Source organism: Frankia sp. AgPm24, from assembly GCF_023243055.1.
GTDB lineage: Bacteria > Actinomycetota > Actinomycetes > Frankiales > Frankiaceae > Frankia > Frankia umida.
In genome coordinates this window covers 20,547-45,033 of the sequence record NZ_JALKFW010000223.1, presented here as the reverse complement: position 1 = coordinate 45,033, position 24,487 = coordinate 20,547, and the positions used below count along the sequence as shown (strand labels likewise).

Genomic DNA, 24,487 nt, shown 5'->3' with positions numbered 1-24,487 from the left:
ACCGCGGGGCGGTATCGCTAGTAACGCCAGTCGGCGGTGTCGACGGCGGCGCGTTCGGGATCGAAGGCGAGGCGGTAGCCGCGTTTGGCCACGGTCTGGATGATGCGCGGGTCGCCGAGGGCCGCCCGCAGCCGTCCGATGGCGACCTCGACGGCATGCTCGTCGCCGCCGCCCGGGGGCAGCAGGTCGCGACGGGTCACCACGTGCCCCGGCCGGGCGGCGAGGCGGCGCAGCAGAGCCATCGCGGTACGGCTCAGCGGCACGATCCGGCCGTCGGCCACGGCGGCCTGGCCGCGGATGTCGAGCCAGCCCTCGGCGACGGGCAGCAGCAGGCCACGGCGGCGTGGCACCTGTTCGACGATCTCGCGTACGAGCGCCCCAAGACGGGCGCGGGCCGGCTGGACGACCGGAATATCGAGGGCGAGCAGCGGGCCGGAGGTCACCGGGCCCACCCCGGCGGCGACGACGGGGCCGCGCAGCGCTTCCAGCACCGCTTCGCGCAGGCCCAGTTCCTGGGAGGCGCGCAGGAAGCTGATCACCGCGGGAGCGCTGGTGAACGCGACCGCGTCGAGTTCGTTGGTGGCCACCGCGTCGATCACCCGGCGCAGCGGGGCCGGGTCGGCGGGTCCGATCCAGCGGTAGACGGGCACCTCGATGACGTCGGCTCCGGCTGCCCGCAGGGTCTCGACCAGATCAGGCAGCGGTTCGCCGTGCAGCTGGACGGCGATGCGCCGACCGTCGAGGTCGTGCTGCTCGATCAGGTGCTCGAGTACCTCGTTGGACGATTCGGATGTCGGCGACCAGGCCTCGCGCAGCCCGCTGGCGCGCAGCGCACCACGAGCCTTCGGGCCACGGGCGAGCAGGACGGCCGAGTCCAGCGCCTTGGTCAGGGGCTCGGCCAGGCCCCAGGTCTCGGCGGCGTCCATCCAACCCCGGAAGCCGATGCCGGTCGTGGCGATCGCCAGGTCAAGGGGCGCGGTCAGGCAGGCGTCGGTGGCCTCACGCAACCGCGTGTCGTCCGCCAGCGGCACGATGCGGATCGCCGGTCCGTAGCGGACGCTCGCGCCCCGCCGTTCCAGCGCGGCGCCGAACTCCTCCCGTCGCCGTGCCGCGGTGATCCCGACGGTGTAGCCAGTGAGCGGCTCGACGCCGCCGGGCCCGGAGATCATCCCCGGGCCCGCCCCGGCAGGCGTGCTGGCACCACTCACGTGCAGTTCACCTCGACAGTTCCTTCGCGGACACGGACGTCGTAGACGGGCACGGCGACGCCGTGGTCGTCCAGGCACTCGCCGGTGCGCAGATCGAAGACCTGCTTGTGCATCGGTGACGCCACCGTCGGCCGGGAGCCCCGGGTACCGACGATGCCCCGTGACAGTACCCAGGCTCCGCTGAACGGGTCCTGGTTCCCCAGTGCGAAGAGAGCATCATCGTGCGTACGGAACAGCGCCACCTGGGTCTGCCCGATCAGTGCGGCCACCCCACGCTCGGGCGTCAGGTCGGCGAACCGGCACACCGCAGTCCAACTGGACATGATCTCGCTGTCTCTCCTCCTCGCGGCGGTCCCGCTGGCCGCCACGGCCCGCTGCCTCGTGGACGTGCCGGTCATCTGATTCTCGGGTGTGTCGGTCACCGCGGTGTGACGGCGGAGGCGCCAGGCCGGTCATCGGCCCGCGGTGCCGGCACGGTGGTCGGCAGGGGGAGCAGGACAGGACGGGGCTGGTCGCGTTCGGTCACGAAGGTGATGCCCGGGTCGGGTGTGTCGGGCGCGTTGACGAACGACGCGAAGCGGCGCAGGCGTTCCGGGTCGGCAAGAACGCCGGCCCACTCGTCGCGGTAGGTGGCGGCGTGACGCTCCATCGCTGCATCCAGTTCGGCGGCGATACCCAGTGCGTCCTCGACCAGGACCGCCCGCAGGTAGGCCAGCCCGTCCAGCCCGTCCAGCCCGTTGGTACCGGTGCGGTCAGGTCCGGGGGAGGGTCGGGTGGTGGCGGTGGCAAGCGATTCGAGCCACCCGGAGGTGCGTTGCAGGCGATCGGCGGTGCGGATGTAGAACATCAGGAAGCGATCGATGGTGCGGACCAGGGTGTCGGCGTCGACATCGGTCAGCAGCAGGTCGGCGTGGCGTGGGCGAAAGCCGCCGTTGCCGCCGACGTAGAGGTTCCAACCGCGCTCGGTGGCGATGACTCCGATGTCCTTGCCGCGAGCCTCGGCGCATTCGCGGGCGCAGCCGGACACGCCGGCCTTGACCTTGTGCGGGGAACGCAGGCCGCGGTAGCGCAGTTCCAGCTGGATGGCCAGAGCCACCGAGTCGCCGACGCCGAAGCGGCACCAGGTGGAACCGACGCACGACTTCACGGTGCGCAGCGCCTTGCCGTAGGCGTGACCGGACTCGAAGCCGGCGGCGACCAGACGTTGCCAGATCGCCGGAAGCTGCTCGACCCGGGCGCCGAGCAGATCGATGCGCTGCCCGCCGGTGATCTTGGTGTAGAGGTCGAAGTCGCGGGCGACCTCGCCGATGGCGATGAGTTTCGCCGGAGTGATCTCCCCGCCGGGAATACGCGGCACCACCGAATAGGTGCCATTGCGTTGGATGTTCGCCAGGAAGGCGTCATTGGTGTCCTGGAGGGCGGCCTGTTCGCCGTCCAGAATATGGCCGTTGCCGTGGCTGGCGAGAATGGAGGCGACGGCTGGCCTGCAGATGTCACAGCCGCGGCCGCGGCCGTACCGGGAGACCAGCTCGCTGAACGTGGTGATGCCCTGGGTACGTACCAGTTCGGCGAGTCGCACCCGGGAGACATCGAAATGCTCGCAGAGCGCGGGGTTCACCGTCACACCGGACTCGGCCAGCAGCGCCGACAGCATCGGCACGCACGAGCCGCAGCCGGTGCCGGCCCGGGTGCAGTCCTTCACCTGGGCGACGGTGGTCAGTCCGGACTCGCCGATGGCCGTGTCGATCGCGCCCCGGGTCACCGCGTGACACGAGCAGACCATCGCGTCGACGGGCAGCGCCGCGACCCCGACCGCCCCGACACCGGCGCCGGTGGCGGAGTCGGGACCGGTCGGGGCGATCATGGCAAGCGGGTCGCCCGGAAGGGGACGTCCCACCAGCGGGCGCAGCAGGGCGTAACGGGACGCGTCGCCGACGAGGACCCCGCCGAGCAGAGTGGAGGCGTCGTCGGAGACGACGAGTTTGGCGTAGCTGCCGGCGACCGGGTCATTGACGGTCACCTCGAGCGCTCCGGCGGTGCCGGCCAGGGCATCTCCGAAACTCGCCACGTCGACGCCGAGCAGCTTGAGCTTGGTGGAGGTGTCCGTGGCGCCCAGTTCACGGCCCTCGGCGCCGAGCAGGCGCTCGGCCAGCAGCGTCGCCATCGCGTATCCCGGCGCGACCAGCCCGTGCACCCGTCCGTCGATGCACGCGCACTCGCCGATCGCGAACACGGCCGGATCCGCGGTCGCGCAGCCCCCGTCGACGACGATCCCGCCCCGCCCGCCCACGGCCAGCCCCGCGTCCCGCGCCAGCGCGTCCTGCGGCCGCACGCCCGCCGCGAAGACGACGACATCCGCCGCCAACGTCGTCCCGTCACCCAGCGACACCGTCAGTGGGCCGGATGCGCCCCCCGCCGGTCCGTCACCCCCGGCTCCCGCGGTGGCGACGGCCGCCGCACCGCCGATGGGCGGCTCGGTGCCTGCGATCGGTTCGGCGGCTGCTGGTGGGACCGTGATCGCGGCGGCGAAGGTACCCAGGTGAACGGTGACGCCAAGGTGCTCGACGAGTCGGCGCAGCAGAGCGCCGCCGCCGACGTCCACCTGCAGGGGCATGAGCCGGTCCGCCATCTCGACGACATGGACGGCGAGGCCCAGCTGACGCAGCGCGCGGGCGGCTTCCAGACCGAGCAGTCCACCGCCGACGACGAGCCCGCGTGATGGGCCGCCGCGCGCGGGGGCGTGGCCGGTGGCGCGTTCGGCGGCGGCGCGGATGGCGGCCAGGTCGTCCAGGGTGCGGTAGACGAAACAGCCCGGCAGGGCGGCGCCGGGCACCGGTGGGACGAACGCGGACGAGCCGGTGGCCAGGACGAGAGCGTCGTAACCGACCGTCCGGCCGCGACTGGTCGTCACGGTCCGCGCGCCGCGATCGAGGGCGACCACGGATTCGGCCAGATGCAGGACGTAGTCCTGGCCGTCGTAGCAGTCGTCGGCCACCAGATCGAGGTCCCGCGGGTCGACACCGTCGAAGCAGGACGACAGCGCCACCCGGTCATAGGCGCGTTGGTGCTCGGCGCCGAACACCGTCATCTGCCAGAGCCGGGCGGTGTCGAGTGCGCGCAGCTGTTCGACGAAACGCTGCCCGACCATTCCGTTACCCACGACGACCAGCCGCTTTTTGTCGACCACGCAGACGATGGTGTCGGTCTTCTGTTGACTCACCCCTGCATCCGCGTTACTGCGGTGATAAATCCTTCTCACCGCGCCCGGAGGCGCCTTGTGCGGATGGCCGGGAGCGACGTTCCACCGGATGCGCACACGCCTTTCCAGGTGCATGTCATTACTGGTGGCGTGATGGGCAAGAATGCGCCGATGAGGTTACCGTTATGCGGCGTCGCGTCGCGGTGGCGGCCATGGACTGGACCAGTCGCGCATCGGCTCGGCGCCTCGCTTCGAACCAGCCACGGTTCGGACGCGGTCGGTGCCGGTCAGGGCGTGTGCCGGTCAGGGCGTGTGCTGGTCAGGGCGTGTGCTGGTCAGAGCGTGTGCTGGGAGGCGGCGGCCGCGGGGCGCAGGTCGGTCAGGGCCAGCGGGTGGGCCGGCGGGTCGGGCAGGACGATCGTGGACGTCACCTCGCCGTGCGCGCCGACGTGCAGGAGTTCGCCGCTGGCCAGCGCCCGCCAGCCAGGGTGCTCGTCCATCGGCTCGCTCGCGACGACGACGGCCGGGGCCACCGTCAGATCCGGGGCGTGCACCCGGGTCGCGCCGGTCGCGTCGGCGTGGTGCAGGGCCCGATCGCCGTGCTGACCACCGGCGGGACGGCGTAGCAGGTAGAGCCGGTTGGTGTCGGGGTAGCGCAGGGCCCACAGGTCGGTGGCGGTGGCCAACAGCAGGTTGATGCTGTAGAGCGGCAGTGCGCCGGCCACCCAGCGGACCGCGGTGGTGATGCCACGGGTGACGTCCCCACCGGCGTTGTCGATCTCCCGGTCGACCAGGGCGAACAGTCGCTCGGAGTCGGTGGCTCCGCCGATGTCGGCCATCCCGGCCGCGCCGAGATGGCGTTCCAGGACGTCCAGGCCCTCGATCACCCCGTTGTGCGCGAAAAGCCGGCCCGAACGCTCGAACGGATGGGTGTTGGGTACCGCTATCTCACCGGTGGAGGCATGCCGCACATGTGCGACGAAGGCGGTCGACCGGGCGTGGCGGGCCTGCGCGGCGAACTGCCGATCCTGCCAGGCCGCGATCGGCTGGCGGAACACCTCGGGCTGTCCACGGGAGTCGAAGTAGCCCAGGCCCGTCCCGTCCGGGTTCTGGCGGCTCTGCTCGTCGAGGCTGTCCGGCGCGTCCAACAGCCAGAACGTGGCCCGGGTGGCCCGCGGGGCGCTGATCAGTCCGAAGAGCCTGCACATTCCGTCGCTCCCTGTTCTGGCACCCTGCCGCGTCCCGCGTCCCGTCCGTCCTGCGTCTGCGTCTCTCGATGGTCCGGGAGAAGGACGTGTGCGGTCGCAGTCGGGATGTCAACTTATCGTGTCTGGGGCACGACTATAAGTGTCCGCGAGGGGCGTGGTGGCGGGCTCGCGTGGCCGGATCAGGACTCGGCCGGGCCCGGCGCGGTGGGAGCCACTGGGTGGTGGGAGCCCTGTGTCGTGGGAGCCCTGTGTCGTCGGAGTTACTGGGCGGCGGGAGTTACTGTGCGGCGGGAGCTGTGAGCGCCGTCGGCGCCGAGGTTCCAGCTGATGATCCGGTGCGGATGGATGCGGATCACCTCGGGACTCAGATGCGGGGCAGGCGCGGTGATGTCGCGCAGGGCCTGCGCGGTGCCGCGGATCTCCACGCCGCGCACCGACCAGGGATCCAGCGACGCGATGTCGTCCACCACGTAGGCGACCTGCCCGTTCGCGGCGACGTTGCGGAACTTGCGGGTGTCGCCGAGGTGGTAGCCGTAGATACTGATCACACCGGTGGCCTCGTCGACGGTATGGCTGACCGGGCTGTTCTGCAGGGTGCCCTCGGGCGCGAGGGTCGCGAGTCGACCGAGACGCTGGGACCGCAGGTACTCGAGCTCGTCCGGAGTGAAGACCATGGTGTGCCTTTCGGGGTGCGGCAGGGTGGCCTGTGGCCTGTGGCGCGTATGGGGCGGGGATGCCGTGGCGTGGGTGCTTTCGAGGTCACCGTAGAAGCTGATGTCGAGGTGAGGTCAAGGCCCGGCAGCGGGCCCGCGACGCGCCGTTGACCAGTTCGACGCAGTGCAGCTACTCGCTGGTCCACCGCGATCTGGAGCACGAACTCCTGCCGTACCGCCAGGCCGACAACGTCGGCGTCCTGTGTTGCAGCCCGCTGGCCGCGGGTCAGCTGACCGGATGGCGGGACACCCCGAGCGCCCCGGGGCGCCGCCGGATGGGCACGATGTCGCCGTTGCCCGGTCCCACCCTGCGCGCGGCCCGCGCCGCCCTGGACCTGGTCGCCCGGGCACACGGCGTCTCGATGGCCCAGGTCGCGCTGGCCTGGCTGCTGGCCCAGCCGGGGTCACGTCCGTCATCGTCGGGCCGAGCCGGATCGAGCAGCTGGAGGACAACCTCGGTGCCGCGAGCCTCGTGCTGACCGAGGAGGAGCTGCGCAGCCTGGACGCCGTCACCCAGCCCGAACCGATCTACCCCGGCGCCCTCGACCGAGCTCTCGGCGCTCTCGCCGAGCGATCCTCGTCGTGGACGAAGCCCAGGAGCTGACCCCGGCGGCCACCATGGTCGCCGATATATCAACAGGCCGCGGCCGCCGTTCGGGAACTCGGCTACAGCGTCGTCCTCGGCCCGGCCACCCGCCGGAAGTGCAGATCGACGGTCGTCGGGCTGTCCGAGACCCGGCGCCCGTTCGCGGTCGTCGCGCTCGAGGAACGTCCGGCGTAATCGGCAGGAAGGGACCGCAACGGCGGACAGGTTGGCACGGAAGGTCCCGCTCATCACGGGTGCCGCGAGTGGCCTGGGCAAGGCGCAGGCGCAGCTGTTCGTGGCGGAGGGCGCCCGCGTGGTGGTCGCCGATATCGACTCCACGGGCGGTCCCGCGCTGGTCGCCGAACTCGGGGAGGCGGCTGTCTTCGCCCACCTGGACGTCACCGACGCGGCCGCCTGGGAGCCCGGTCGTCGCGAGCGTGTTGGCCCGCTGGGGCGCCTGGACGTCCTGGTGAACAATGCCGGCGTCGCCGCGGTCGGCACGCTTGAGCACCTGCCGCTCGAACAGCACCGCCAGATGGTCGACGTGAACATCAACGGCGCCTTCTACGGCACCCGAGCGGTCGCCGCCGCGATGCGCCGGCAGGGCGCCAGTGCCATTGTGAACATCTCCTCGATCGACGGGTTGGTCGGTATCGCCGGGCTGTCCAGCTACGCGGCGACCAAGGCCGCGCTCACCGGGCTCACCCGCTCCGCGGCCCGGGAACTCGGGCCGGCGGGCATTCGGGTCAACGCGGTGTACCCCGGGGTCATTGACACACCGCACATTCCGGCGGTATTCCGGGCCTACGTCCAGCGGCTGGTGGAATGGCAACCCATCCCCAGGCTGGGCCGGCCGGAGGAGGTCGCCGCGCTGGTGCTGTTCCTGGCCGGAGACGAGGCGAGCTACATCACCGGGGCCCAGATGGTCGTCGACGGTGGCCACCTCGCGGGCCCGTGGCGACCATCCCAGGAAGGCGCGAACGAGACCTGACCCAACGCCTTCGGTGCCGCATCGAACCGGTCGAGCTCGCGGGGGAACGAGGCCGCGGGGGAACGAGGGGCGGTTGCGCGGCACAGCCGCCCCTCACAGCGCGGCTGTGGTCGTCGGGCTTCAGCTCGAGGACGTCGTGAATCCGGTCTGCACACCCCTGGTATGAAGGTCCACCCTGATCAGCGACCTGGAGACGGTCGAGGGAATCGATGATCTCGCCGCGCGGCCGGTGGCGAGGAACGCGGCGCCAAAGGCCTCTACGCGAAGGCACGGTGCGACAAGTTGGCCAGTGTCACCGGTGTCGATGGCGCTTACGAGCCGGCCGAGCGCGTCGAGGTGCGCCTCGACACCACCGCACTCACTTCCCAGGCCGCTGCGGACGGCATTGTCGAGCAGCCGCGTGCCGCCGGTATCGCTGCCTGACACAACTTCCGACAGCGTTCGCATCGCCGGGTGACGACCCGACACACAGCGGGGTAGGAGTCCGCCGGGATTTGTGCCGAGGGTAAACTGATGACAGCTTGACGTACCTCGTCCGCAATCGGGCGAGTCGCCGCGGGGGCGTGCGTCGGGCCGTGGGGGACCTGGCTATGGCGGACGAGAAGTCTCCGGGCGAATTCGGGCAAAAGCCTCGTATTGTCGTCGCAATCGTGGTGATGGTCGCGTTCGTCCTGGCGCTGCTGCTGGTGGAGATCCATGGGCCGGCTCCCGCCCCCACGCCTGTGCGGTCGGAGCGCCAGGTGCAGGGCTCGGGCTGCACGACGGTACAGATCTTCATCGGCAACCGACAGTCGCCGTACTGGCGTTTCGCCGGGGAGCTGGCCACGCAGATCAAAGCCGCGCTGAGGGCGGGCGGGGCGCCGCAGCCGCAGGTACTGCCGCAGGTCACCGCCGGCGGCGCCGACAATCTATACCGGCTGGAGGAGAACGAGGCCGGCCGATGCGGAGTAGCCATAGCCAAACTGAACGTCGCGGTGGATGCCACGTACGGCGTGTATCAGTTTCTCCCCGGCGAGACGCCCGGAGTACGACCGCCGCAGAAGCAGAACCCGATCCGGGGGCTACGCACGGTTGGCCCGGTGTTCGACGATCTTCTGCAGATCGCTGTGGCGGACCAGCCCGGTGCGCCACGGACGGTCGAGGAGCTCTGCGGCCGGCCGCTCAGCGTGGGTTTTCCACTGTCCGGCTCCCGGCAGGTGACCGAGGTCTTCTACCGCAAGCTCTGTCCGAACACGCCGCTGCGGGTGAAGGAGGAGAGCCTCAAGGAGGGTTTCGCGCACCTGGGCAGCGGACGGGAACCGGTCGACGCGATCCTCTGGGTGAACGCGGCGCCCACAGACGAGATCGCGCAGCAGCTCCAGAACCACAAGGCTCGCCTGCTCGATATTCCACAGAAGTACATTGAGAAGATGAACGAGAACTGGCGGGTCTTCTACCAGGAGAAGGCAGGCGAGGAGTACATTGACCAGAAGATCTTTCGAGAGGGAGTGATCTTCCGTGACGACTACCTCACCTCCGGGAACTACGAGACGGTCGCGGTGCCCGCTGGCTTGGTGGTCCGCGACTCCGCCGACACCGTCCTGGTAACAGCTCTTGCCCGGATCCTGACGGGCAGCCAGAGTCGTCAGGCTCTCACGGAAGCGATGTGGGGAAGAGCGGGCGTGCACAGCAAGCTCGCCAATGTGGCAACAGACATCGGTGATCGGCAGTATGGGATTTCGTCCCTGTTCTGCTACGTTCCGCTGCACCCGGCGGCCGAGACGGTCTATCGCGATGAGCTCGGATACGGATTGCCGGACTGTGCCAAGCGATAGCAACGAGGCGAGCCCCGGGGCGTCGGTGCTGGAATTCGGGCGCGCCCGCGGGTTCTCCGTCCGTTCCATGGGCGTCCTGCTGGCAGCGGGGGCATTGGTGCTGACCTGGGCGGTCGCCCTGCTGACGTGGTGGCCCGGTCCAGGATCGGTGATCAGCCCGGTCGGTGTAGCGGTGATGATGGCGATTCTCGTCCTGACGATGCGTCCGCCCGCTCAATGGCCGCTGGGCGTGGCGGTGCTCGGCGCGGCCATGGACGGTGCCGGTCTGGTGGTGCTCCTCACCCGGGTGTTCGGTGTGGACCTGGCAGGGCTCGCCAGGATCCTCCTCGAGGCATTGGTGGCGTTGGCCTTCGCAGGCATTGCCTCGTTGCCGCTCGCCGCCGCTCGGACGGCTCCGAGTACCACTGGATCGGATGATGATCAGACGCTCTGTCCGGTGCCGAGGCGGGTCGACGAGGCCATCGCTCACATCGCGATCGATGGCCAGGATCGCGAGCTGCTGGCAAAGGTACTTGCCGGGCGCTACCCGGAGCCTGGAATCCTCCTTTCGAGAGTTGGCATACCGATCTACGCGCTGCTGCCCACGACATCCGCGACGTCCAGGATCGACTTGTGGCGATCAACGCTGGAAAGGGTCGGGAACGGCATGATCGGGGACCCCTATCGGAAGATCATTGCCGAGGCACTGCGAGATCAGCCAAAGAATCATATTCTCCTGGGGCTGAAGCGTAAGTATCACGTATAGGTGATCCCACCGTCATCCCGTCCCGGTGATGTGTCTCCCGGCCCAGAGCCGTCGCCACCGTGTTACCCGATCGCCGTTCGGGCCCGTGGCCGTTCGCCACGCTGACCCAACTGTTCGACCCTGACCCGGTTGGTTCGGCTCCAGTCACCTGTTCGCCAGCTCTGATCCGAGCTTGCCATGTCGTCCACGACGGGACGGGTATCGCTGTCATGTTCGCGGCGCTGCTACCATCTGCCTGGTCAGGTGATCGATCGCGGCTGACAACGGCCCGCGTCCAGAGGCAGGCCGGCCATGTCCCGCCATGACAGCGCGAATCCGACGCTGAACGAATCGGAGCGTCGTGCCCTGGCGACGCTGTTCGCCAGCCCCACGGCTGCCCGCCAGCTGCTCCTCGAAGCAGGCTTTCCACCCTATCGAATGCCCGTTATGCACGGGAACAGTCCATATGTGTTTTGGTACGAAGTTGGTGAGCTTCTCGCTGGCGGCGTGCTGCACAACGGCCGTAGTCGTGTCCTGGCCGCGGCCCTTCGAGACTTCCCGGAGAACCCGGTCCTGCTGCGGGCCTTCTCCCAGCACGCCGATCCCATAGCGCCGAACGAACTCGCCGAGCGAGCCGACTCCAGTGGGCTGGGCGATCCTGTTGGGTTGGTTGATCCCGGTGGGCTGGCCTCCGGTGCTGGTGCCGAAGGTGGCGCTGATCTGTCCCCCACCATGGCCACCGGTGCCAGCCGGGCCGACGCAGCAGCTGGTGCGGCTGGGAGCAGCGCGGGTGCGCGGTGGACCGTTCGACAACGGGGGTGGCCGACGGCCACGGTGTTACTGCTCCTGGTCGTCCTCGGCCTGATAGTCGCCTGGCGCATGACCGAGAAGGGCCGCGGCGAATCTCCGACGTCGGCGACGCCCGCGTCAGCGTTTTCCATGGCGCCTGCCGCTGACGCTGTTCCTTCGCTCTCCGATCCGTCGCCTCCGAACCCGCGCACCTCGCCAGGTCCGAACGGGGCACCAGGCCAGCACATCACCAGCGATCTGGCGGACGGCGCCAAACCGACGAGAAGCGACGCGCTGCGAGCTACCGGCGGAATCTCCTCCGCGCCGAGCGCATTGTCGCCGCCGACCAAGGTGCCGCCCGTCGCGCCGTGTGTTCCCAGCGGCTCGCTGGGAACGCGCACCATCTTCCCAAGTCTGTTGGGCGACGAGGTCTCCGGTGTCTCTATACCCTCCGTGTCGTACCAGATCAGGGCGAACGGCCCGAACATCGTGCTGCACCTGGCGATCCTTCGGGCCGGTGACATCCCGGCTGGCCAGCATCTGATCGTCGTGTATCGCGCGGATCCGTACTCGCGCGACATCCACCAGACACCTGGCTACAACCAGGATTTCTACAAGTACAAGATGTACGACGACGTGAAGTGCTCCAACTGGACCCAGCCCTACCTGGGATACGCATACGCGATGGGCATCACATATATTGCCCGGGTGATGCTCGTTGACCAGGCGACACTTGACTATCTGGAGAGTCGTAAAGGAAGCAGTAATCCGGGCGTCGGGCCGGACAGACTGACTGATCTTGGCGCTCGGGTCGTGACGCAGTTCAGTATCCCGACCACGGGGCTCGGTAGTTAGCGTAAAGATTTCTGCGCCGGAACGGTCAGTTCGTGGGTCTGTGCTCCTCCTTTCGCTGCATCCTGTACGGGACTCCTCGGCGCCTTGCGGCGATAGGTGGATGGCGTGGTTGGCCTGGTATTAAGATCACCCGGAAGCGCAAGGCTGGCAAGGGTGTTCGGAGATCCAGGGTGGTGCTCCGGAGTCCCGAGATGGAAATAAATTCCCATTCTGGGGTTGGCAACTTCTGGCGGAATGAACTTCTTCTTCTTCTCGTGCTCGCTGTCCGGTGCTTCCTGTAGGACTCCAGGGTTCTTTGGTGATATGCGACCGGTGTTGCTGGTGCTCTTGTTGGCTGGCCTGTTCGGAGGGCCCGCTGGTCCTGCTGTGGACGTGTGGCCTGTTCGGACTAGACATCAGATGGTTCGAACTAGCGTTCGACATCGAAGTGTGCGTGGTAGATGCTGTGTTCATGATGTTCAAGGAAAATTCTCCGGACGGCCCTGCGCCGCCTCCCGGCTCCGCCGGGAAGGTTGGTGAAGTCGCCTCCGGTTCCATGGCCGCCGGTGTTCGGCATCTGATTCCCGGAGCGACCGGCCGGGTTCTCCTGTCCGGTGGCGACGAGCTGTCGGCCGGTGGTGCGGCGGATCCGATTCCGGCAGGAGAACCGTGTTCAGGATCGGTAGCTGGCGCCAGCGCTGGCCCGGATTCGGTTGCCGGCGCAGTCGCGGCAGCTGGCTCCGGAACGCGGTCCGGTCCGGTCGAGTGTCTGGCGGCGCTGTCGGAGGTGATGGCGGATCTGTTGTCATCGCCGTCATGGCAGTGGTCGAACGAGGACGTCGGTGAGGTACTGGAGGGTGTACGGGCGTTGGCCTCCCAGGTGGTTGCCGCCCGCAGCCAGGTACTGGTCGAGGCCGGGGCCCGTGGGTTCGCCGCGAGTACGGGCTCGGATGATCTGCCGGCCTGGATGTGCGACCGCCTGCAGATGACCCGCGATGATGCGCAACGGGAGATCGCGCTGGCCCGCGACACCGTCGAAGGTCCCTATCGGGCGGTCGGCCAGGCGCTGGCCGACGGGCGACTGGGTCCGGAGAACGCCCGGTCGATCGTTGAGGCGTTGCGCCGGCTTCCGAAGGATCTGCCCCAGGAAGCCGTCGCGAAGGCCGAAGCTCTGATGCTGGAAGCGGCCCAGTTCATGGATCGCCGCGAGTTGCAGAAGTACGGCGTGGAGATTCGCGAGCGCCTCACGTACGTGGATGACTCCCCGGGCGGGGACGATCCCGAGGCGGATGCGCTGACGGGTGAGCACGAGGGCCGTGGCAAGCCCGGCACGAAGAAGAGCGGCGATGGTGGTGGTGACGCGGGTGGCGCCCCGGTGGATCCGCATGCGGCGCGGCGCCTGACGTTCGCCGATACGGCCTCAGGCACGACGCTGATCAGTGGGGAACTTGACGCTGAGGGCGCAGGCCTGCTGCGCACCGCGCTCGATGGTCTGTCCGCCCCCGCGCCGAGCGCCGATGGAATCCGTGATGAGCGCAGTCCTGCTCGGCGCCGGGCGGATGCGCTGGTGGAGCTCGCGCATCGGGCGCTGTCAGCCGATTCGGTGCCGTCCTCAGGGGGGACCCGGCCGCATCTGACGGTCACGGTGGGGTGGGAGACCCTGGTGGAGCACGGCTGCGAACCGGCCGTGACGAACTGGCGGATTCCGTTGCCCCGCGATGTGCTGCGCCGGATCGTCTGTGATGCGGTGGTAAGCCGGATCGTGCTGGACCCGAACGGGGTGCCGTTGGATGTGGGCCGGGCGCGGCGCACGTTCCCGCCGCATATCCGCCGGGCCCTGATCAAGCGGGATCAGGGATGTGCGTTCCCCGGCTGTGATCGGCCCCCGTCATGGACGGATGCGCATCATGTGGTCTCCTGGCTGGATGGCGGCGAATCCGCGCTGGATAACGGCGTGCTTCTCTGCGGGCATCATCACAACCGGGTGCATCACGAGCACTGGGATATTGTCATGGACGTGGATCGGCGCCCCACGTTCATTCCTCCGGAGCATATCGATCCGCAACGTCGCCCCCGGCGCAATCCGTATAGCCAGCCGCGTCCCGATCTTTTCTCCACGGCATAGGTGCGAGGCGGTGTTGAGGGCCATTGGGGCGACGGAGTGGTGCCAGCGTGCCGTTCCGCCTGTCGTCCTGTCGTGCTCGTGGGCATCGGGAGCCGTTCACGGTTGGGCTCGTGAGGCCTGTGCCCATTGGAACGGCGCACCGGAGGGTTCCCTCGCGGTGGGCGCGTTGGGTGGAACGCGGCCGAGGCAGTCCGGGGGCCGGGCGGGACGCGGCCCTGCCCGCCGAGACGCATCGATCGACGCACGCCAGCGGTGCGAAGGAAGGGGAGGAGAGATGCCCGGTGTTTCGTGCGGCTTCCCCGTGCGTGCGTGTGACGACAATGACGTTTTGGCCTCGCATGGGCAGCCGTCGACGTCACCGGCGGGTTTGGCCGAGGCCACGACAGCGGCGGGCATTCGATGGGGCACTGCAGTGTCGGGTTCTCGTGGCCATTGGGGCGACGGGTGTTCATGCTGGGGTCATGCGCGAGTCCCTTCCCCTGACCGCACCGGTCAGCTTGGCCGATTCCGATGGCGAGACGGGCCTGGCCGGCCTGCCAGGTGCGGCAGGACCGGAAGGCGCGGCCGGCGGCTCGGGCGGCCCGGCGCTGGTCTGGTACGCCAGCTACGGCTCGAACATGCGCCTCGCGCGGCTCACCTACTATCTGGCCGGCGGCTGCCCTCCCGGCAGCACCCACCGGCATCCGGGCTGTCGGGATCCGCGGCCACCACGCCTCGCCATGCCGGTCATGTTGCCGGGAGCGATGTACTTCGCCTCGGAGTCGGCGATCTGGACCGGTGGGGTTTCCTTCTACGACCCCACCGCGGCGGGGGAGACCGCTGGCCGCGCCTACCTGCTGACCGCCGGGCAGTTCGCCGACGTCGCCGCGCAGGAGATGCACCGCACGCCCGAAGCCGATCTCGACCTGGCCGCGGTGCTGCGTACCGGGCGGGCCCAGATCGGATCCGGTCGGTACGAGACCCTCGTGCTGGTGGGCCACAGCGGCGGGGTCCCGGTGCTGACCTTCACCGCACCCTGGCAGATGGCGGACGTCGAGCCGTCCGTGCCGTCCGGCGGCTACCTGACCATGCTGGCCGCGGGCATCCGCGAGGCGCACGGCTGGCCCGCCGCGCAGATCGCCGCCTACCTCGCGGCTCGCCCGGGTGCCGCCGGATACTGGGCGCCCTCGGAGATCGAGCGTCTCCTCACCCCGACGGAGTCCCTCCCCGTCCAGACCGCTCCCCTCCTGGACCGGGCTGGTGCCGCACTGGATCAAGCGGGTACCGCGCTGGGTCAGTCTGGTGCCGGACTGGGTCAGCCTGGTGCCGGACTGGGTCAGTCTGGTGTCGCGCTGGGTCAGTCTGGTGTCGCGCTGGTCCCGTCTGGATCTCATCCGGGACAGGCCTAGGTTCTGGTGTCGGCCGAGTCAGCTGCCGCCGTTTTCCAGTCAGCCCTCATCCCCACGCAGCCGGGCATGCTCCCGGGCCAGCCGGTCGGCACGATCGACGTGGCGCGCGACATCGCGACGCCCGCGGATCGCGCCGGCTGACTCCGGATCGCGCCGGCTGGCCCGGCTGGGGGCCATACGGCCACGCGTGCCGGGTGGTTGCGCCAGTACCGGTTGTGATGGGCCATCGCGGCGCACCGGTCACGAGGGTGCCGGGCCGGCGGGGCCGCCGCTGTGGGAACCGGGCGTCCATGCCTGGACGGCGGGCCCCGGGTACCACCGGTCTGGTATCCCCGGGCGCGGGCACCGGGACGGGCCACCCCCGCGCGTGCGATCGTCTCCGGTTGCGATAGAACTTGCTGGTAGGAGGGTGTTTGCCGCCGTCCGGCAGGGTTTGCGGCGGCCGAGGCGGCGGGTGGCCCGTCCGATGGCTGCGGGGCGGGGCACCGCCGGGCGTAGCACCCCCGAGAGACGCGCATCGGCGTGACGCCTGGCGGTCGACGGTGGCACGGCCATCGCCGGCGCGGGCCGATGGCTCTCGTGGACGGATCACCGGCGACCAGGGGAGAACCATGAGCAGGGAAGCCGGTTCGGTAATCGCCGTGCGGGACGGCGCGGAACGGGGGCATTCGGTGCCCGGTGGTGCTGTGCTGGAACGGGAGGAACCAGCGCGGAAGGCGGGTGTGGAGCGAGTGATCAGTGGCCAGCCGCATGTACGGGTGATCCACCCCGTCCACCCTTCGGCGTCGCCGCGGCCCTCGATCCCGGGTGCGGGGGGCGGTGCTGGTGCGGGTGTCGCGGCCGATTCCACCGCGGGTACGGGTGCCGCGGCCGGTGCGGGTGTGGATGTCGGCGTCGGTCTGGGCGCTGACGCCTCGGGTGGACCCGCGGGCGGTGCGGGGGAGGTGACGCGGCCGCAGGTGCTTGGGCCGTCGGCGCAGGGGGCGCTGTGGGCGGCGCTGCAGGAAGAGCGGTTCGTGCTGGGTCACTGCCTGCGGTGTGGGGCGTGGCTGGAGCCGGTGGCCGCGGCGGTCCGGGCCTGCGAGCAGTGCGGCGGGCCGGCGGTGCTCGAGCCCGCCGACGGGACCGGCGTGGTGCAGGGCGTCCTGGTGATGCGGCATCCCGACACCCCGGCCTTCGCCGGCCGTGCGCCGTACGCCCTCGTGCTGGTCACCCTCGCCGAGGGGGTCAGGCTGTCCGGGCGGCTAGACGGGGTGCCGGCCGACGAGGCGACCCTCGGCCTGCCCGTGCGGGCGGCTCTCGCGGTGCGGCCCGGCTCGGCCGAACCCCACGTGGTGTTTCGTCCGCGGGTGCCGGCCGCCGCCGGGGCGTACTAGATCGTCGGAGCTGGCCTGCGAGGCCGGCCTGTTCGCGAGGCCGGCCTGACGCGGGTACTGCGGAGGCGTCTCAGAAGTTGATCATGTGGCCGGCCAGGCCGTGGATGGCTTCCTTGACGGCTTCGCCGAGGGTCGGGTGGGCGTGGACGTTGCGGGCGAGTTCGGACACGGTGAGGTCCCAGCGCTGGGCCAGGGTCAGCTGCGGGAGCTGTTCGGTGACGTCCGGGCCGATCATGTGCGCGCCGAGCAGCTCGCCGTACTTCCCGTCCGAGAGGATCTTGACGAAGCCGGCGGTCTCGCCGAGACCGTGGGCCTTGCCGTTGGCCATGAACGGGAACTTGGCGACCTGCACGTCGAAGCCGAGCTCGCGGGCCTGCGCCTCGGTGTAACCGAAGCTCGCGATCTGCGGCTGGCAGTAGGTGGCGCGCGGCACCATCACGTAGTCGATCGGGTAGGTCTCGGCGTCACCGATGGTCTCGGCGGCGATGATCCCCATGGCCTCGGCGGCGTGCGCGAGCATCAGCTTGGCGGTCACGTCCCCGATGGCGAAGATGTGCGGGACGTTCGTCCGCGCGTACTCGTCGACGTCGATCGCACCGCGCTCGGTGAGCGCGACGCCGGTGTTCTCCAGGCCATAGCCCTTGACGTTCGGTGCGAAGCCGATCGCCTGCAGCACCTTCTCGGTCTCGATGACCTGGGAGGTGCCGTCCTTGCCGGTCACGGTGACCCGGACGAGCTCGCCCGACTCGTCGATCGAGTCGACCCGGGTCGAGGTGAGGACCTTCACCCCGGCCTTCTTGTAGTGCTTGATCAGTTCCGCGGAGACGTCGACGTCCTCCAGCGGCACCATCCGGTCGAGGAACTCGACGATCGTGACGTCCACGCCGTAGTTGTTGAGCACGTAGCCGAACTCGACGCCGATCGCGCCCGCGCCCGCGATGACGATGCTGCGCGGCAGCTTCTCGGTGAGGATCTGCTGCTCGTAGGTGACCACCCGGTCCGACAGGGACGTGCCCGGCAGCAGTCGCGGGGTCGCGCCGGCGGCGATGATGACGTGGTCGAAACTCACCGTCTGGGTGGAGCCGTCCACCGTCGCCACCGACAGGGTGTGATCATCGAGGAACGTGCCGCGTCCGTTGAACTCGGTGATCTTGTTCTTCTTCATCAGGAAGTGGACGCCCTTGACCCGGCCGTCCGCGACCTTGCGGCTGCGGCGAAACGCCTCCCCGTAGTCGAACGACAGTTCGCCGTTGACCGAGATGCCGAAGGTCCTGGCCTCGTGGGTGAGGGTGTGTACCAGCTCGGCGTTGCGCAACAACGCCTTGGACGGGATGCAGCCCACGTTGAGGCACACCCCACCCCAGTACTTCTCCTCGACCACCGCCGTGGACAGACCGAGCTGGGCTGCTCGGATCGCGGCCACGTATCCGCCCGGCCCGGCGCCGAGCACCACCACGTCGAAATGTTCGCTCACACGCCGAGCCTAACGACCCTGGACAGTCCGGCGACGAGCCCGTCACCCGGCGTTCGGTCACACCTCGCGTGGGCCGACCGTCCCCCCGCCCCCGGGGAGACGGTCCGTCCCGCTGTGCCCAGGATGCCCACCTGCCCGTCCGGTGGCCGCCGCGTCCGCCGGTCGAGGCCGTCGGTTGGTCGAGGCTGGACGTCGGTCGAGGCCGCTCGTCGTGGGGCGGGGCTGGCGGGTGCGGGGGGTCGGAGCTGGGCAGGGCAGTGGGGCCCGGAAATGGCGGGACATTCGGGCGACCCCGCCGGCAGTAGGAGCTCGGCCTTTTCGTGGTGATACACCGTCGGGCCATGTGGGGGCGGGTGGGCCCCTTTTCAGCTGCATTGACATGGCGATACCTGGGAGGGGGCTCCCGGGGGCGGCACGTTTAACGTCCTGGTATCTCGAGACCTGCGACACAAGGTTGTCAGGGCGGAACGGCCCGGGGATAAACAGGTCCATGGGTACAGGTCCGCGCGGCGCACTTTCCCGCCGTTCTGCTAGCATTGTTCCGAGGGGTATCAGCGTGTGTGCCCACTCCCCGGTCTCGGATGGGGGGCGCGCCTGATGACGCTCGTCGACTCGGTCTCGAAGACCGGCTACAACCGGGCGTTCGCCCGTCCACTCACCGCGGGTGACCGAGCGTACCTCGCTTTCCACAGGCTGAACCCGGGTGAGTTCCAGGATGTCGGCGCGGTGCTTTTCCTCGATGGTCCGGTGGAACTCGCCGACCTGCGGGCGCACGTCGCCGAACGGGTACGTCAGCCCCGGGCACTGATGCTCACCGACCGGCTGGAAACGGTGACCGTCCGCCCGACCGACCGCCGCTCGACCGTCACCGAGACGCACTGGGTCTCCCAGCCCGACATGGACATCGACGCCCATGTCGCCGCCGTCCCGTTGCCGACCCTCGAGCAGGCCGAACGCCTCGGTGACAGTGACGCCGTCGGCGATCGGCGCATCCGCGCGGCCATCGACCAGATCGCCAGCTGGCCGACCGACACGAACAGCCAGCCGTGGAAGATCTACCTGATCTGCGACAGCACCGGCACGTCCGGTGGCTCGTCCGGTGAATCGTCGGACGTCACCGGTTCGGGTGGGCGCCGCGGCGCGACGTCCGGCTCGGTGCTGGTGTACCGCACCAGTCACATCGCCCAGGACGGCGCCGCGCTCTACCGGGCGCTGCACCTGCTCTTCGGTGGCGAGGACGATCCCGACATCGGGCTGCCCACGTCGATCGCGCGGCCCAGGGCCGTCGACTATCTGCGTTTTGTCACCCGTGGCCTGAACGTGCTGTCACCGACGCGGGTGCTCGACGCCTGGGGCGGCCCGCCGCGGGGCCCCGCCCGGCACACCTGGACCACCGCCGACCTCGGTGAGATCCGCACCGCCGCCCGCCGGCACAACGCCACCGTCAACGACGTCTATCTCGCCGCGCTCGCCGGTGCCGTCCGCACCTGGTCGGAGTTCGAATGGCGCCACGACGACCGTCCGGTGCACGCGCTGATGCCGGTGAGCATCCGGCTCGCGGCCGACCAGAACGTGCTGTCGAACTACACCTCGGGTGTGCGGGTCGCCCTGCCGTGCGGGGAACCGGACGCCGCCCACCGGCTCGCCCGCATCGCCGAGCGGACCAAGGCACTCAAGCGTGGCGGCATCGGCCTGGTCGAACACCACCTTTTCCCCACGGTCGCCCAGCGCGCCACCCCACGCATGCTGTCGTACGCGGCGAGTTTCGGGGGACGCACCCACGAACTCGCGATGGTCGCCACGAACGCCCGCACCGTGCGCGGTCCGCTGGAGGTCGCCGGACGCAAGGTCACCGAACTCATCGGCACCGGACCGCTGCTCGCCGGGCGCCAGCACCTGTCGGTGGCGTTGTTCGGCGTCGGCGACCGGGTCGGCATCACCTTCGCCGCCAGTGACAGCGTGCCCAACCACGAGCGACTCGCCACCCTGTGGCGCCACGAACTCGACGAGATGAACCGCCTCGCGCCGATCGGCGTGCAGGTTCCGCACCAGCGTCATCCGAGTCCGCGCGCCCGGTGAGGTGGGCCCCCTCGGTGTGCTGACCGCGCCGCCCGCATCCCCACGCCGTCAGTCCCCGGCCGGTACTCGCCCCGGCCGATCATCCTGGTGGGATGCGGGCGCCTCCTGGGGCGGGCATGCGCCGTGGCCTGACGCATGCCCGCCCCTGGGGGCAACCCGCGTGACTGCCCATGTCTGCGGTGCCCATGTCCGCGGTGCCTGTGTCCGCGGTGCCTGTGTCCGCGGTGTTCGCTTCGTCCGTGGTGGTGGTCAGGGGAGCGGCGATCTCCTCGAGGGAACGGCCGGCCGCGTCCACACCGAGCAGGAGTTCGGCGACGCCGCCGATGGCCATCACCGCGGCGCCGATGAGGAAACCGACCATCACCGGGCCGGTGCGTCCGGTGTCGATGAGATGGCCGAACAGCAGCGGGCCGGCGATGCCGCCGATACCGGTGCCGATCGCGTAGAAGAACGCGATCGCCAGGGCGCGGGTCTCCATCGGGAAGATCTCGCTGACCGTGAGATAGGCGGCGCTCGCCCCCGCCGAGGCGAAGAAGAAGGTGACCGCCACCACAGCGAGGAACGTCCACGCGGTCAGCGCGCCGGAATGGAACAGCACCGCCAGGACCACGCCGCCCACGGCTGCCGCGAGGTACGTCCCGGCGATCATCGGTTTGCGTCCGACCGTGTCGAACAGCGGCCCGAGCAGCAGCGGCCCGGCACAGTTGCCGAGGGCGTAGACGACCAGGAACACCGGAACCGCGGACGACTTCACGTCGTAGAACGTGGTCAGCATCGTGCCCAGGTCGAACGTGAACGCGTTATAAAGAAAAGCCTGCCCGATGAACAGGGCGAGACCCAGGACGGCCCGGCGGGGATAGGTGCGAAACGCGGTCTCGGCGATCGTCCGCAGCGGAATCACCTGACGCTGGCGCACCGTGATGCTGCTCGTCGCCGGTGGCAGTGGCTGGCCGGTGTCCGCCTCGACCGACGTCTCGATGTCGCCGACGATCCGTTCGGCCTCGTCGGCCTGGCCGTGGATGAACAGCCACCGTGGGCTTTCCGGCACGTGCCGGCGGACGATGAGGATCACCAGGCCCAGCAGCGCGCCCAGGCCGAAACTGAGCCGCCAGCCGACATCCGCCGCGAAGTGGTGCTCGGACAGGAAGAAGACGGTCAGCCCCGACCCGGCGGCCGAACCGGCCCAGTAGGTACCATTGATGATCAGGTCGACGCGGCCACGCACCCGGGCGGGAATGAGCTCGTCCACCGCGGAGTTGATCGCGGCGTATTCGCCGCCGATACCGGCACCGGTGAAGAACCGCGTCAGGAAGAAGAACCAGGGCGTCCAGGAGAACGCGGTGAGTGTGGTGGCCGTGATGTAGACGCCGAGGGTGAGGATGAACAGCTTCCTGCGGCCGAACCGGTCGGTGAGCTGCCCGAAGAACAACGCGCCGAGGCAGGCGCCGAGCACGTAGATCGCCGCGGCGGTGCCGATGTCAGCGGATGACAGTGCGATGCCGCTGCCGTCCTCGGTCAGGCGCGAACCGACCGCGCCGACCATCGTCACCTCGAGCCCGTCCAGGATCCAGACGGTCCCCAGACCAATGATGATCATCCAGTGGAACCTGGCCCAGGGCAGCCGGTCCAGCCGGGCCGGAATCGCGGTGCGTACGACCCCGGCCGCCCGGCTGTCGTCCCGTCCCGGGAGGTCCCTCGCCGTGGCCTCGTCCATGCCGCTGCGGCGTATGTCTTGGTCGTGCGTGTCGTGGTCGTGCGCACCGTGGCCGGCCATGCCACCTCCCGCGTCCGATCCCGTGACCCGCGCCCACCGCCGGGACGCCTGGTGACCTTGGCCCTGTGCCCCGTGCCCGCGCCGATATCCCTCATCTGCCCAGGCTCGTGCCCGCGGCCGCGTGCTGGAGCCGCGTGCTGGAGCCGCGTGCTGGAGCCGCGTGCTGGAGGCGTGGGTCGGGCTGTGGTCGCCGGGACGGATCGTTACAGTGATCCGCATGGCGGACTGGGCGGATGTGCGGCGCATCGCGCTCGGGTTGCCCGAGGTCAGCGAGGGGACGTCCTACGGCAGCGTCGCCTGGCGGGTGCGTAAGGCGACCTTTGTCTGGGAGCGTCCGTTGCGGCGGGCCGACCGTGAGGGCCTGCGCGCCGCGGCGGGCACAACCGCGGCGGGCACAACCGCGGCGGACGCGGTCGTCGCGACCGGTGAGGTGCCACTTGCCGTCCGGGTCGCAGACCTTGGGGTGCGGGCCGCGCTGATCGCCGAGGAACCCGAGGTGTACTTCACCGTGGCGCACTTCGCGGCCTTTCCTGCGGTGCTGGTGCGGCTCGGCGAGATCAGGAGCGCCGATCTGGCGGAACTGACCACCGAAGCATGGCTGACCCGCGCTCCCAAGGTGCTGGCGCGGCGTTACCTCGACGAATCCCGCTGACCCTCGGCATCCCGCCAGAGCACCGTGTTGCCGGGGGAGCCGTGTTGCCGGGGGAACAGTGTTGCCGGGGGAGCCGCATGGTGGGGTGACCTGCCGCGCATTTCCTAGAATGTCGACGAGCGCCCGCACGTGCTGATGGCGCGGGATTCCCGCACTGGTGGGGCCGTCCCGCCGGTTGTGCCGTCCCGCCGGTTGTGCCGTCCGTGATCGAGACCGGGTGTCCCTGGAATGGGATATCCGGGTGCACGACCCCCGTTTTCCGCCCGGAGGAGGGCTCTGTTCGATGCTGGCCGCCCGCCCCCGTCTCCGCTCCCGCGCCTTTTCCCGTCCCGGTTCCCGCGCCCGTTCCGGCGCCGGCTCCCGTTCTCGTCTGCACGCCCGTTCCCGGTCTGCCCGGCCGCTCGCCGCCGCCACCGTCATGGCTGCTCTCGCCGCGGTCACCGCCTGCGGTGCCGACACCACGGGCGCCGTCGATTCCGGCCGTGTCCCACGGACATCCGGCTCGGCTGTCGCCTCGCATCCGGCCGACCATGCGAGGGAACCCGAACACGCGATGCCCGACACCCATGGCGAGGGCACCGGTGTCGGTGATGGCTCCGGTGATGGGCTGGCGGTCGCGGCGGGCGGGGTGAGGCTGGTGCCGGCGACCACGCAGTTCGCCGCGAACTGGCCGGTCGAGCTGCGCTTCCAGATCCGCGGTGTGGGTGGTCAGGCGATCACCCGGTTCGTCCAGGAACAGGACGCGGCGATGCACCTCTATCTGATCCGCTCGGACCTGGTCGGATTCCAGCACGTCCACCCGACCATGGCCGCGGACGGCACCTGGACGGCCACCCTCGCCGCCCCCGCGAGCGGCCTCTACCGGGCCTACGCCGCCTTCACCACGGCGGTGGACGGACGCGCCAACCGTTTCGTCCTCAGCGTCGCCCTCGTCGTGCCCGGGGCGGCCGTCCCCACACCTGTGCCCGCACCCGCCACCACGACCGTCGTGGACGGCTACACCCTGAGCCTGGCCACCCCGCAGGGTCCCCCGCGCGCCGGGACCACGAGCCCGCTGACGGTCACCGTGAGCCGTGACGGTCAGCCCGTCACCGATCTGCAGCCGTATCTGGCCAGCTACGCCCACCTGAGCGCCTTCCACCAGGACGATCTCGCCTTCGCGCACCTGCATCCCCTCGGTCCCGACGCGACCGGTCGGTCCGCCACCGGCCGCGGCGGCCCGACCCTCACCTTCGACGCGCTGCTGCCCCGCCCCGGCGCCTGGCGGATCTACCTGCAGTTCCGCGCCGCCGGCCAGCTCCACACCGCCGCTCTCACCCTCACCGCCCGCTGATCGTCGCCCGGCCTGCCCCTGAGATGGGCCCCTGACGGTTCCCGATGTGGGTCCTGGAACGTGGTTCCTGGCGCGGTCCCTGGTTCGGTCCTGAGAGCCGCCCGCCGCCCCACGGCGACCCGGGTGGAAGACACCCGCACGGCGCCCCGCGGCGCTACGATGATCGTCGCCGATATGTCGGCACGGAGTCGTACGCGCACGGTTCGGGACAGGTCGGCGT

The 24,487-nt window shown here is 69.9% G+C and carries 17 protein-coding genes and 3 pseudogenes; 13 read left to right on the top strand and 7 right to left on the bottom strand.

The window, feature by feature from the left end; translation table 11 throughout:
• Positions 1 to 17: 17 nt before the first annotated feature.
• The 5 genes from MXD61_RS26705 to MXD61_RS26685 form a co-directional block, all read right to left on the bottom strand.
• Positions 18 to 1,169, bottom strand: a complete 1,152-nt coding sequence (locus MXD61_RS26705; RefSeq protein WP_248816199.1) for a uroporphyrinogen-III synthase — start codon at positions 1,167 to 1,169, stop codon at positions 18 to 20.
• 35 nt (positions 1,170 to 1,204) lie between these two features.
• Positions 1,205 to 1,531, bottom strand: coding sequence for a nitrite reductase small subunit NirD (gene nirD / locus MXD61_RS26700; protein WP_248816174.1), 327 nt, complete (start codon positions 1,529 to 1,531; stop codon positions 1,205 to 1,207).
• A gap of 95 nt (positions 1,532 to 1,626) precedes the next feature.
• Entirely contained in the window at positions 1,627 to 4,428 is a 2,802-nt protein-coding gene (nirB, locus tag MXD61_RS26695; protein ID WP_308222858.1) for a nitrite reductase large subunit NirB, read from the bottom strand.
• 314 nt (positions 4,429 to 4,742) lie between these two features.
• Positions 4,743 to 5,615, bottom strand: coding sequence for a class II glutamine amidotransferase (locus MXD61_RS26690; protein ID WP_248816173.1), 873 nt, complete (start codon positions 5,613 to 5,615; stop codon positions 4,743 to 4,745).
• Between the two features lie 260 nt (positions 5,616 to 5,875).
• Positions 5,876 to 6,289 carry a PPOX class F420-dependent oxidoreductase gene (locus MXD61_RS26685; RefSeq protein WP_248816172.1) on the bottom strand — a complete coding sequence of 138 codons (414 nt, stop codon included), beginning with the start codon at positions 6,287 to 6,289 and terminating at the stop codon, positions 5,876 to 5,878.
• Positions 6,290 to 6,435: 146 nt separating this feature from the next.
• On the opposite strand from MXD61_RS26685, the pseudogene MXD61_RS26680 reads away from it, so the two are divergent.
• The 10 genes and pseudogenes from MXD61_RS26680 to MXD61_RS28240 form a co-directional block, all read left to right on the top strand.
• Positions 6,436 to 6,779: pseudogene (locus MXD61_RS26680) on the top strand (aldo/keto reductase); the annotation flags it as partial.
• Between the two features lie 21 nt (positions 6,780 to 6,800).
• The gene (locus MXD61_RS28245) at positions 6,801 to 6,932 is read left to right on the top strand and encodes a hypothetical protein (RefSeq protein WP_285223394.1); all 132 of its coding nucleotides are present in this window, start codon (positions 6,801 to 6,803) and stop codon (positions 6,930 to 6,932) included.
• A 208-nt stretch (positions 6,933 to 7,140) separates the two neighbouring features.
• Positions 7,141 to 7,905 (top strand): SDR family NAD(P)-dependent oxidoreductase, encoded by a 765-nt coding sequence (locus tag MXD61_RS26675; protein WP_248816170.1) that lies wholly within the window; start codon positions 7,141 to 7,143, stop codon positions 7,903 to 7,905.
• A 246-nt stretch (positions 7,906 to 8,151) separates the two neighbouring features.
• Positions 8,152 to 8,328: pseudogene (locus tag MXD61_RS26670) on the top strand (adenylyl-sulfate kinase); the annotation flags it as partial.
• 167 nt (positions 8,329 to 8,495) lie between these two features.
• The gene (locus MXD61_RS26665) at positions 8,496 to 9,719 is read left to right on the top strand and encodes a TAXI family TRAP transporter solute-binding subunit (protein ID WP_248816168.1); all 1,224 of its coding nucleotides are present in this window, start codon (positions 8,496 to 8,498) and stop codon (positions 9,717 to 9,719) included.
• Positions 9,679 to 10,464: a hypothetical protein gene (locus MXD61_RS26660; RefSeq protein WP_248816167.1), complete on the top strand. Its 786-nt coding sequence runs from the start codon at positions 9,679 to 9,681 to the stop codon at positions 10,462 to 10,464. The genes MXD61_RS26665 and MXD61_RS26660 overlap by 41 nt, the downstream gene beginning before the upstream one ends.
• Before the next feature lie 291 nt (positions 10,465 to 10,755).
• Positions 10,756 to 12,087 (top strand): effector-associated domain EAD1-containing protein, encoded by a 1,332-nt coding sequence (locus MXD61_RS26655; protein WP_248816166.1) that lies wholly within the window; start codon positions 10,756 to 10,758, stop codon positions 12,085 to 12,087.
• 451 nt (positions 12,088 to 12,538) lie between these two features.
• Complete coding sequence (locus tag MXD61_RS26650; RefSeq protein WP_248816165.1) at positions 12,539 to 14,191, top strand: HNH endonuclease signature motif containing protein; 1,653 nt, start codon at positions 12,539 to 12,541, stop codon at positions 14,189 to 14,191.
• Positions 14,192 to 14,724: 533 nt separating this feature from the next.
• Positions 14,725 to 15,384: pseudogene (locus MXD61_RS26645) on the top strand (histone deacetylase); the annotation flags it as partial.
• A gap of 806 nt (positions 15,385 to 16,190) precedes the next feature.
• The gene (locus MXD61_RS28240; protein ID WP_285223393.1) at positions 16,191 to 16,955 is read left to right on the top strand and encodes a Zn-ribbon domain-containing OB-fold protein; all 765 of its coding nucleotides are present in this window, start codon (positions 16,191 to 16,193) and stop codon (positions 16,953 to 16,955) included.
• Positions 16,956 to 17,025: 70 nt separating this feature from the next.
• Here the strand turns inward: MXD61_RS28240 and lpdA are convergent, their stop codons facing one another.
• The gene (gene lpdA / locus MXD61_RS26630) at positions 17,026 to 18,429 is read right to left on the bottom strand and encodes a dihydrolipoyl dehydrogenase (protein WP_248816163.1); all 1,404 of its coding nucleotides are present in this window, start codon (positions 18,427 to 18,429) and stop codon (positions 17,026 to 17,028) included.
• 597 nt (positions 18,430 to 19,026) lie between these two features.
• On the opposite strand from lpdA, the gene MXD61_RS26625 reads away from it, so the two are divergent.
• Positions 19,027 to 20,508, top strand: coding sequence for a WS/DGAT domain-containing protein (locus tag MXD61_RS26625; RefSeq protein WP_248816162.1), 1,482 nt, complete (start codon positions 19,027 to 19,029; stop codon positions 20,506 to 20,508).
• Positions 20,509 to 20,587: 79 nt separating this feature from the next.
• Here the strand turns inward: MXD61_RS26625 and MXD61_RS26620 are convergent, their stop codons facing one another.
• Entirely contained in the window at positions 20,588 to 22,222 is a 1,635-nt protein-coding gene (locus MXD61_RS26620) for an MFS transporter (protein ID WP_248816161.1), read from the bottom strand.
• 277 nt (positions 22,223 to 22,499) lie between these two features.
• On the opposite strand from MXD61_RS26620, the gene MXD61_RS26615 reads away from it, so the two are divergent.
• Together MXD61_RS26615 and MXD61_RS26610 are read left to right on the top strand one after the other, a co-directional pair.
• Positions 22,500 to 22,934, top strand: coding sequence for an MmcQ/YjbR family DNA-binding protein (locus MXD61_RS26615; RefSeq protein ID WP_248816160.1), 435 nt, complete (start codon positions 22,500 to 22,502; stop codon positions 22,932 to 22,934).
• A gap of 283 nt (positions 22,935 to 23,217) precedes the next feature.
• Positions 23,218 to 24,267, top strand: a complete 1,050-nt coding sequence (locus MXD61_RS26610) for a hypothetical protein (protein WP_248816159.1) — start codon at positions 23,218 to 23,220, stop codon at positions 24,265 to 24,267.
• Positions 24,268 to 24,487 lie beyond the last annotated feature (220 nt).